The organism is uncultured Clostridium sp. (assembly GCF_937920395.1).
Taxonomy (GTDB): domain Bacteria; phylum Bacillota; class Clostridia; order Clostridiales; family Clostridiaceae; genus Clostridium_AD.
Map to the genome: position 1 here is coordinate 16970 of NZ_CALEVF010000018.1, position 11638 is coordinate 28607.

Below are 11638 nucleotides of genomic sequence, written 5' to 3' on the forward strand. Positions count from 1 at the left end.
TAGAGGTGACTAAATGAGTATTATAACTTTTACAGAAGAACAAATAAAAGTATTATCAAATAACAAATGTGTAAGTAACGTGAGTAGTAAATCAATATCTTACACTGATGAATTCAAACAATTATTTGTATCAGAAAATGAGAATGGAAAACTTCCAAGATTAATTTTTGAAGAACATGGTTTTGATATAGATATCATTGGAATTGAACGTATTAAATCATCGGGTAAACGATGGCGTAGAGCTTATAGAAAAGAAGGTATCCTTGGGTTAATTGATATGAGAAAAGAAAAATCAGGTAAATTCAGTGATAAAGAACTTCCAACCGAACGAAAGTTTGAACGTCTCACGGCTCAAATAAACTTATTGAAAGCTGAGAACGAAATATTAAAAAAAATAGATTTTCTAGAAAGAAGGTTGATAAAGAAGAAATAATATTAGCATCACAAGAAAAATTTATTATCATAAGCAGAGTAATTGATAAGTATAAATTTAAAAATATGCTTAGTCACTTATGCAAAATATCGGGAGTATCTCGTTCAGGTTATTATAACTATTACTCAGCCAAATCACTCAGCCGTAGGCAGCAACGAGATAATCAAGATACTATTGTTTGAGATACAATTCTAAAAGCATACAATTTTAAAGGCCGTAAAAAAGGAGCCCGACAAATAAAGATGACATTAGAAGGTAAATTTAATATCGTATACAACTTAAAACGTATTGGAAGAATAATGAGAAAATATGGTATTATATGCCCGATTAGAAAAGCAAATCCGTATAGAAGAATGATGAAGGCAACAAAAGAACATATAGTTTTGCCAAATCTATTAAATAGAAATTTCAAACAAAAAACACCGGGAAAAGTATTGCTTACAGATATAACCTATTTATTTTATGGTAAAGGAAACAAAGCTTATTTATCGACGGTTAAGGATGGATCTACAAATGAAATATTAGCATACAGTGTATCTGACAGCTTGAAGTTAGACATCGTAATAGATACCATACTAAAGCTAAAAAAGAATAGAAACATTAAATTAACTAAGGATGCATTTATTCATTCGGATCAAGGAGTGCATTATACAAGTCCAATCTTCCAAAGACTAATAAAAAGATGCAACTTAGGGCAATCGATGTCAAGACGTGGAAACTGCTGGGATAATGCTCCACAGGAATCCTTCTTTGGCCACTTTAAGGATGAGGCATACATAAAGTCATGTGAGACTTTTGAGGATCTAAAAAAGGAAATTAAGGACTATATGATTTATTATAATAAGCACAGATACCAATGGAATTTAAAAAGGATGACTCCTGTTCAATACAGAAATCATCTCAAAAAATCAGTATAGGCTTTTTTAATTGTCCTTTACAAAGGTTACACATTACATAAGTAGAGGGTTTTTTATACTGAATGCTTGTTTTCTTACGAGCATATCCATCTTTTACTAGTTCATTTTCAAATTTTGATTTAATTCCTGGCGCCCAATTATATGGATTAGAAAATTTTAGATTAGATGTATCGACCCAAGCATATTTAGTTCCATATTTAATTTCCGACCAGCCATATTGCTGATAAGAAGCCCAGTTGTACTGATCAATACCGACAGGTACTCCACCATATATTTCTACTGTTGTACCAGATTTAATTGTCCCTAATGTATTATATGATATTCCTGGTGAAGATTTTACGACAAGAGATTTGGTTGCGTTAGCTTGATCTATTGCTGTTACTATAGTTACATACTGATTACTTACATAATTAGTTACTCCACTATAACTTACTTTGTACCAAGAACCTGATGTTCCAAGTATTTTAAGTGTAGTCCCAAGATGAAAACCACCCTGCCAGCCATATTGTGTACCTGGTCCTCTACGTATGCTTATTCCTTCGCCAATTGCTATACCAATTTGATTTTTATATATTACTACTGGTTGTTTAATTGTGCTACCGAATACTTGTGAAGTATTGACACCTCCCACAAACACTAAAGCTGTGCTGATGATTGCTGTTGTTACAATACCCCCCATTTAAAACAAATGAAACATATTATCAACATATACATAATATACATAATATCTAAAAAATGCAAAATAAATTATTTTATATAAAATATTTGCTTTTTTACACCCTCCAAAAAGACCTTGGTACACATCACTAGTAGTTGTAGTAAAGTACATTATTTATGCAAGACACCAAAAAAGGTAGGGATATAGCCTACTACTCTTTCAATAATTGATTGCATTTCACATCTGATAAATTTTCTATATACGAACATCTTAGTTTATTCTTATCTGTTATATATATTTATAAATAGAAATTACATAAAATAATTAGACACTATAATTCAGTGTCTAATTATTTTATGTAATCAAAAAAGACTAATGACAACAATTCATTACCATTGTTGCTAAGTGATGTCCATGCATGCAACATGAACACATGTGCATACAACATCCATGCATACAACAACATGCATTTATACAATGAGTTAAAGTCATACCAACCATTACAACACCTCCTTAAATTTTTGTAATTATAATATATTATGGAAATAAGCAAATATCATGTAAAAATTTTAAACAATTTTATGCTTTTACAGTGATATTAATTAATAGATACTCCTCATATAACTTGCTTTCAGTATATAAAGTCAATACGTCTCAGCAATTATTGAAACACGAATATAGTTTGTTATTAGTTATTTTCTAATTTGGAATATTCGAATGAATTTAACACAAGACATCTTGTGTTAAATTAAAATAAGATCTCCCAACCATTGAGAATACTATTTTAATCAATGATTTAACTTTCTCTATCCTTATTTTATTAAAAATAATATTTAGGAAACACAAAGAAAATGGAATCTTTTGAATATGTAATGACTATTCTATATTATAGAATTTTTATATTAATTTTCCTTAAACCTAGCGCGTAATCGCTAGGTTTTTAATTGATTTTGTAACATTAATTGTGTACCCCACATAAAATATTCAGTGCATTAATTACATTTAACGAATCCTTAATGTACCATTTGGAGGTATCATCTCAAATTTAATTAGAGAAGATAAAGTATTGAATTCAGGAATGAAGAGTCAGATATATGTTTTAATGCTGTAACATTTTATGTTAATTACAAATGTCATGAATCATAAGAATATATTTAAGGAGATAAATTATGACAAACTATAGTTTTATTTTAGTATGTTACGATAATTGTGATTTAACAAAAAAAGCCTTGGAATCTCTGTTAGAATCCTTTGACTTAAATTGTAGAGGGCGTGGAATTGAGGTTATCATTATAAATAATAACTCCAAAGATGAAACAATTGAAGTAGTACAGAGAATAAAAGAAGATTATAAAGGAATTATAGAAATAGTATTAGTGAATATGGTAGAAAACATGGGCTATTCAATTGGTGTAAACGTAGGACTTTCTAAGGCTACTGGCAAGATTATTACAATTCTAAATAATGACTTGATATTCCCAAGGGATTGGTTTAACGGGCTTGCTTCAGCATTAGATAAAGATAGTTCTCTAGGTGTTACTGTTCCATATTTATCATATGCATCTGGAGTCCAGAATGTTGAAGTTAAACTTGATTCACTTCAGAAAATACAAGAGTTTGCTTACAAATTTACAAATGAACACAAAGGCTCAATTGTCTATACAAACCGTGCTATAGGTGCATGTTTAACTATGAAACGTGAAGTTATTGAATTAATTGGAGGATGCGATTTTTGGTTTGGTCTAGGAATGTACGATGATGATGATTGGTGCTTGCGAATTAGAGTTTCAGGCTATAAAATAGCGATTATTGGAGACTCTTTTGTATATCATATCGGCAATGCCACAATAGCTAGAAATAGTGAACACGTTACTGCTGCTATTTTATCAAACTGTAAAAAGTTTATGAAAAAATGGGACATGAAAGGAAATGAATATAAGGAAGGTCTATATACAGATAGAGAAAAATTGTTAGACGCTACTATTTATGAACGGCAAAAGCATTTCTTTCCAGTGAAATGTGAAGATTATATAACGGTTAGTCAAGATCAAAAAACAAAAATCAAGATAAGTAAATGTCTTTTAATTGCTGACTGGACTAACTATAAATCAGAATGGGAACGAAAACTAGAACAATTTCTTTTGAATTGTAATAATAGCGAGCTATATTTATGGATTCCTCAGCAATATTTCGACAAGGAAGAGGTTTTAGATAAAATCATAAAATCAGTACAAGATTTAGAGAATAAAGACAAATTATTAAGCTCAATTTTGAAAATTAAATATGATAATATAAATCCTATTGAACTAATTTCATTCATGAAACAGTTTGATAACATTTTATTTGTAGAAAATGACTATGTGAACAAATTCATTGTAAATTTAGCTAATCAAATTAATATTCAGACTATTTAATAATACACACATTTAGCATAGTATGGTACATTTTAAATATATTATGAATATCTTATCATATGTAGCTTGAGAATTATTATATGGCTAAAATTCATTCTCCACAAAGAGAGTGATTTTTTGTGGAGTTAAAACAGAATAAGAACCATTTCACATAATAATGCTTTAGTGTTATATGAATGTAACCAAAATGATTGTGTGGTTTGGTTTTATATTGCTCTATCAGGCTATTTTGTTTATATACTATATTAATAATTGCATATAAGGGAGGTCTCTTAATGAAAGTGGCTATACTAACAATGTTCAATGGGTTATCAACAACATATTCATTGGTAAATGTGGTAGCGGATCATGTAAAAATGCTGTTAAATGCTAATATTAAAGTTAAATTATTAGTTAGTGAGGACTGTAAGGATAGTGAAAGATTTGGGGTTTATAAAGATGATAGAATCGAATGGGTTAAAATTACAAATAGATTAAATGGTAAACAAATTAAATGGTATGATTATTCACAACCATATGGTAATCTTCATTCAAGTTTTTATGAAGAAGTTGCTGTAATAGGAAAAGATTTAATTGAGAATTTGCAGGATGTGGAAGTCTGTATAATGCATGATATCCTTTATCAGGGATGGCACCTTGTTCACAATATAGCAGTAAGAGAGGCTCAAAAGAAGTTGCCAAATTTAAAATTCATAGAATTTACTCACTCTTTACCTATAAACCGCCCTAATAAATTAACATACCCTTTTTCTGAAAGATATAATCCAATGCCAAAAACGAATTTTGTTTACCCAACTCACTCAGGTATTTCAGCTCTAGCTAAACAATATAATGTCGCTGAAGGAAGGTGCAGAGTAGTATATAATACACTTCCACTTATTGAAAATATGAGTGAGCATATACAAAAAATAGCTGAAAAAATAGACTTAATCTCTCCAGATATTCTTATAATATATCCTGCACGCCTTACTCCAGGTAAGAAATTTGAAAAAGTGGCATCATTAGCAGGCGCAATAAAGAGCAAAACCGAGAAAAATATTAAAATTGTTTTTTGTGATTTCCCATGTTTAGATATATCAAGTAATATTTATAAAAATATTATTAGGACTAAAGGTAAAAAATATGGTCTAAATTATGAAGATATGTTATTTACTTCAGATATAGGATATGATAATGGATTTCCAAGGCAAGCTGTTTTAGAATTATTTACATTATCGAATTTATTTATTTGCCCATCATATTCAGAATCTTTTGGTCTCACAGTATTAGAAGCTGCTAGTAGAGGAAATTTTCTTGTTTTAAATGAAGCAGTGCCTGCGCTGGAAGAACTGGGTAAAAAACTTAATGCTTATTTTATGCGGTGGGATGCAAGAAATTTTGGATTTGATTCTAAGGAAAAATACAATCCATCAGAAAAAGCATATTATGAGGAAAATGGGAATATAATTTTAAATTTAATCAGAGAAGACAGAGTATTGAATTCAAAAACTCAAATCAGACAAAAATATAACCTAAACTGGGTTTGGAAAGAACAATTACAACCATTAATTCAAGAATGACTTTATAGATATATCTATTAATATTTTATAAATATATAAGTTCAAAATTATCTTAATCTCCTTTAATAAAGGAGGTTATATCTTTTTGAAAATACGAACAAAGTTTTATATTTATATCAAGCATTTATACATAGGTTTAGAGATGATTATTACTTCTATTATGGTATTGAAGTCGAAAATTGTAACTATTTTATAAATACTAAATACTATATTAGTATGAATTTAGTATTTATATTTTTTTAGTATAAATTTAATGAAGTAATTTGAGCCATTAATAGTAGCTCAGCAAATTTTATAGGCATATTCCCCATAAATTAAATAATAATTTAATTTTCGCTGAGATTATTATTGGCCAATTAAGGAGTGAAAAAGATGGCAATAAATTTTGGAGTTGCAGGTAATTATAATGTATTCGTATTCCAAGATATGAACATGAGTAATACAGATGCAGAAGGAAGGGTGGCCGTAGGTGGAAATGCTACCCTGGTTAATTACGGAATAGGTTCAGGTATTAGTCCATTACCACCTCCTGGAACAGATAATTCCTTCGTAATTGGAGGAAATGTAAATGTAACTAATGGATCTAACGCTAGTGGCAATACTGTCAGAAACCCAAGCGGCACAGTAATAAATTATACCATGGGTAATCCAAATGGAGCTTTTATAACTGGTACACCAATAGATTTTACAGCAGCACAAGCATATTTGGAATGTGCAAGTGTCTTTTGGGGTGGACTATCGCCAAATGGCACAGGAAATGTAAGTTTTGGTACTCTAACTTTAACCGGTGTTGATCCCAATTTAAATATATTCAATATCAATGCTAATAATGTAGCGGGATCTGGCTTGGCCTTAAATATGCTAAATGGTATTAATATTGTTGCTCCGGTAAGCTCTACAATTTTAATTAATGTAACTGGAATAAACATCGCATTTGGAAGTTATCAGATATTTAGAAATGGTGTAGCAGCAACAAGAACTGACGCAAGAACAATAGTATGGAATTTTCCACAAGCTTTGACATGGACTAATAGTACAACAGCAATTTATGGATCAGTATTAGCGCCTTTTGCTGCTGCAAGTACAACCTTTAGTCAAATTAACGGAAACATTATTTTTGATTCATTTTCAGGAAATGCAGAAAGCCATAATGAATTGTTTATTGGTAATTTACCTGATGCTACGCCATGTTTACAAACAACAACGTCAACTACAACAACATCGACTACATCGACATCTACCACAACAACGTCGACTACATCGACATCTACTACAACAACGTCGACTACATCGACATCTACTACAACAACAACCACGACAACTACATCAACAACATCAACTACATCAACTACAACAATAGACCCTTCTTGCAGAAAATTCTGTGAAACTGATAAGTTTTGTACGGCTTGTCAAAATGCGAATTTTAAAAATATAGAAGTATTTGTAACAGTATCTATAACTAATTTTAAGATAATATGTACTTCACAAGGTAATAAAGTAATTGTAAATGGATTAAAGCATATAGAACTTGTATACTCATCAAATAAATGTTGCAAAGATGTACATCATGAACATTTTCAAGTCCCATTTTGCCAGTTTATATTACGAACTAACACATGTGATACCATAGCTTTTATTAAAGCATCTGTATTACACATTTCTGTTGAAGAAATAAACTGTAATAGTATTATTGTGTCTACGACAATACTTCTTTGTCCAATATTTAAAAACCCATGTGATAAACATGGGCTTGACAATGACCTTCACCTTAATACTCACGAGATTTCATTCTATCACAAGGGTAAGATTGTATATACAAAATGGACATGTAAAGAATAAGCTTGGAAATTAGAATTAGAGTTAAGAACCCCCTTTAGAGTACTGTGCATGTAATATTGCCAGTACTTTTTGGTTTTATGAATCAGTTATTGATTCGTAATATTATTGTTAGTACGTGAATTTAACACAAGTGATATTGTGTTAAATTTAGCTTCAGGTACTGATTGTCTGTTTGTCAATGTAATCATTCCTCTATTTAATTTATTTTGGTATGATAGTATAACATGGATATTGGTATAGCAACAAGACCAAATGATATAACTGTTTTATGAGCTACAGCCATTATAAACACCTCGCTTATTTTTTAATATAAAGTTGAATACATATTATGCTAATGAATGAAGTTGTTTAATTGTAATTATTACTAATTTAAATATACTTATTTACGGTTTGTTAACAATATGTTATAGTATAATATGTAAAAAAATATCATATGGGGGGTAGATGACATGTCAAAATTCAAATCAAGAAGTTATTACTTTATAGTTGCTATAGCTTTATTCTTTGTATTACCAACTTCTATAGTAAATGCGCAGACAAAAACGCTTTCAGATGCTATATTAAAGACAAATATGGCAACATCGATGGAAAGTAATGGAAAATTAAATTTTAATTTTAAAACTAACGGACTTTCAGGACAAAATCAACAAGAATTTGCATTTATAAGTGAACTATTAAACAATTTACAAGTAAGGTTCAATTCAAAATTATCGGGGAATAGTGATAGAACTATATCAAGGCAATATGTTAAAATGTCAGCAAAGGTAGGTGGAAATCCTTATAGTGGAGAGTTATGGAGTGATATAAACCTTACTGGTAAGACTCCTATAGTTAAAGGAATTGTAAAATCTCCGCAGTTATTTGAAATGATGTTGCCAGCTCAATATATGGATAAATATATGCTGTTAGATTTTGAACAGATAAAAAAGATGCCAGAGATGCAATCTGAATTAGGAAATATGAATTTTGGGGAAATGATTAGTGAAAACAAAGAACTACAACAATTGATTTTAACTATTTTTAAAAAATATTCATCAGAATTACACTTAAATTATAGCTTGATATCTAATAATGGAAATGTATATAAAGTTAAAATTGATGATGTTCAATTCAAAGATATTATAAGAAAAGTAGTTAATTTAACTGCAAAAAACAAAGAGGTACAAACCCTTATAAGGAATTTAATCCTTACAGAAATGAAAAATAGTGGAGCATCAACTGATGAAATTAATAGCACAAAAGTTGATATAAATCAAATGTTTACTACACTTGAATCACAAGAGTTTTTAAATGAGTTTAACCAAACAATGGACAAGCTAAAGGATGTAAAAATACTCGGAAATAATGGAATTGATATTACTTATACAATAGATGACAATGGATATGTTACAAGTACAAAAGGCGATATAGAATTTGTTATAGATATGGAAAAACTAAGTAAAATATTCGGTAAGAGTTCAACGGAAGCTATTCCTACAGGTATATATACAGTGGATACAAATTTTGAATTAAATAACAGCAATATTAATGGAAAAGTAAGTATTGATTTACCAACACTTACTTCAGCGAATTCATTTAATATTATAAATTTATTAGAAAACCCAAACTCACAACCAATAAAAGTAATTACTTCAGCTATAAAGAGTGGTAAGATTACTAAAATTAGTAATGGCATAGTACACCCAGTGGTTGTTAAACATACAGTAACAGGTGGCCAGCTTCCAAAAACATCTACAAATATGTATGATTTACTCTTTATAGGTGCTGTTTTAACAGTTATTGGGACATTAGGTTGGAGAACAAAAAAACATTATGAATAAAATAAAACTATTATGTGGCAAAATTTCATTAGTTAAAATTTTCTCTATATTATTTATTTTATTGGGGATAGGATGTATTTCTTCGGCTACATTTAATATATTGTCACAGCCTAATTATTCTGTAAAAACCACCAACAGAAGCTATTCTCTCCCTAAAGCTATACCAAGCAAACTTATATATGCTGTATATCCTGTATATCCTGTGGAATGTGACATTATTGGAAGTCTAATAATTCCAGCATTAAATCAGAAACTACCCATTGTTGAGGGTACTAGTGATAATGATTTGAAAAAAGGTGTAGGTCACTTTTCGCAAAGCGTACTTCCTGGTGAAAAAGATAATTGTGTTCTTTCAGGACATCGCGATACTGTATTCAGTAAAATAGGTAATTTGAAGGTAAGGGACCAATTAATTGTTAAAACATCAGCTGGCATATTCACTTATGAAGTGAATGGCACACGAATCGTCCATGAAGATGACAAAACAGTTATTGTACCTACTTCAAAGGCTATATTGACACTGACCACCTGCTATCCATTTAATTTTATTGGCAATGCTCCGAATCGCTATATAGTATCAGCCTCTTTAATAAAAAGTAAATAGATAACACAGTCATAATTTTTTAAGAAATAGTTTTTTAATGCAGATGTAATTAGTTTAGGATTAAACCTCTCCTAATTACATTTGCATTTTTTATTTTCACATAAAGTTTTACTTTTTTAACTAAAATTAAATATAATCATATGAATTAAAATGGATAAGAAATTAATATTAAATAAACCTAGGAAAGATAATATCTATAGCTGGTTCATTGGGTTATCATAATATCTCTAAAATAAATTAAATGCACCTATTCTATATAAAAATAATGTTAATTATACGATAAAAAATCATAATAAAGGGGAGAATTAATAGTAGTGAATTTTCTTTATGTAATGCTAGTTCAATTAATCTAAATTTTTTAGTTTATATGAAAAATAATTAGGTAGGGTTCCCCTCTTCCATAATTACCTTTGCATTTTTTTATTTTAAGCATTTTTCAGGGGTTAGACCTATATTAATGTGGCTATATAAGAGGCACAGGGTAATCTCAATAGTATAGGGTGATAAATTATGAGGCTTAAATATTAAAGCGCCTTAGAGAGCCTATAAAAAGGTATGTAGATATTAAAACCAATATATTAATATACTAGAATTTATATCATACTACATGGGGTATCGGCAACAAAACGCGGAAATTATACGCTAACAATTTAAACCCCATGAAGTTTATTGATTTTTATACTCTAAAGTATGTCGCCAGGAGTTAAGCAACTTTAATATGATACTTATCATAAGCAGTCAAAAAATACGGTATCATCTTGTTAGTGTGCCTTTTTTTGAATTACGACCTAACCATTTTCAATAATGCTATCGGCCTCGTTATAAGCATTTATTATATCTTCAAGAATTTTAATCTTCTGGGAAGGGTTGTTTTAAATTAAAGATTGGAATTTCACCTACACGAAATGCGATATACTTAATGAAATTTGCTGGTATTGAAGTATAAGAAATCGATAAGCCAAAGTAATATTGAACTTAGGCAATAGTAGTATAATGCAAGTCTTATTAATTCTTTTCCATCAGACATATTTGAATGCATGTAAATTTATTTTATATTTCATTAAATCCTCTCCTAACCAATAATGCCCATTTGTTTTTTTAATCAGTTTTATATATTCCGTTACTCTTTATTCTCTATTATAATCCTATTAATAAAAAGAGAAACTATACTCATATTATAATCTACCTTTACTCATTATAATTCCTTTTTATTCATTATTCTTAGATGCTCTTGCATACAATCTAACCGCCACCATTTGCAAATTTCAAATGGTACTGTTTTCTTACATTTAGTTCCATATTAAGATAATTTACATATAATAATAATGTCTTAAAAAACAAGGAGTGATGTTAATGTCAAAGCATGATGATAATTGTGGCTGTGAAAAAAAACA

At 29.5% G+C, this 11638-nt stretch carries 7 protein-coding genes and 1 pseudogene; 6 read left to right on the forward strand and 2 right to left on the reverse strand.

What is annotated here, in order from left to right; all coding sequences use genetic code 11:
• The first annotated feature begins 13 nt into the window (after positions 1-13).
• Positions 14-1350 (forward strand): annotated as a pseudogene (locus tag Q0649_RS01110) (IS3 family transposase).
• Here the strand turns inward: Q0649_RS01110 and Q0649_RS01115 are convergent.
• Positions 1334-2029, reverse strand: a complete 696-nt coding sequence (locus Q0649_RS01115; RefSeq protein WP_298836377.1) for an SH3 domain-containing protein — start codon at positions 2027-2029, stop codon at positions 1334-1336. The pseudogene Q0649_RS01110 and the gene Q0649_RS01115 sit on opposite strands and share 17 nt — an antisense overlap.
• 351 nt (positions 2030-2380) lie before the next feature.
• Positions 2381-2509 (reverse strand): hypothetical protein, encoded by a 129-nt coding sequence (locus tag Q0649_RS01120; RefSeq protein ID WP_298836379.1) that lies wholly within the window; start codon positions 2507-2509, stop codon positions 2381-2383.
• Between the two features lie 668 nt (positions 2510-3177).
• On the opposite strand from Q0649_RS01120, the gene Q0649_RS01125 reads away from it, so the two are divergent.
• From Q0649_RS01125 to Q0649_RS01145, 5 genes are all read left to right on the forward strand, one after another.
• Positions 3178-4422 (forward strand): glycosyltransferase family 2 protein, encoded by a 1245-nt coding sequence (locus Q0649_RS01125; RefSeq protein ID WP_298836382.1) that lies wholly within the window; start codon positions 3178-3180, stop codon positions 4420-4422.
• A gap of 275 nt (positions 4423-4697) precedes the next feature.
• Complete coding sequence (locus Q0649_RS01130) at positions 4698-5981, forward strand: glycosyltransferase (RefSeq protein WP_298836384.1); 1284 nt, start codon at positions 4698-4700, stop codon at positions 5979-5981.
• Between the two features lie 372 nt (positions 5982-6353).
• Complete coding sequence (locus tag Q0649_RS01135) at positions 6354-7820, forward strand: choice-of-anchor A family protein (protein WP_298836386.1); 1467 nt, start codon at positions 6354-6356, stop codon at positions 7818-7820.
• 449 nt (positions 7821-8269) lie between these two features.
• Positions 8270-9640 (forward strand): LPXTG cell wall anchor domain-containing protein, encoded by a 1371-nt coding sequence (locus Q0649_RS01140; protein WP_298836388.1) that lies wholly within the window; start codon positions 8270-8272, stop codon positions 9638-9640.
• Positions 9633-10244 carry a class D sortase gene (locus Q0649_RS01145; protein ID WP_298836390.1) on the forward strand — a complete coding sequence of 204 codons (612 nt, stop codon included), beginning with the start codon at positions 9633-9635 and terminating at the stop codon, positions 10242-10244. The genes Q0649_RS01140 and Q0649_RS01145 overlap by 8 nt, the downstream gene beginning before the upstream one ends.
• The last annotated feature ends 1394 nt before the right edge of the window (positions 10245-11638 follow it).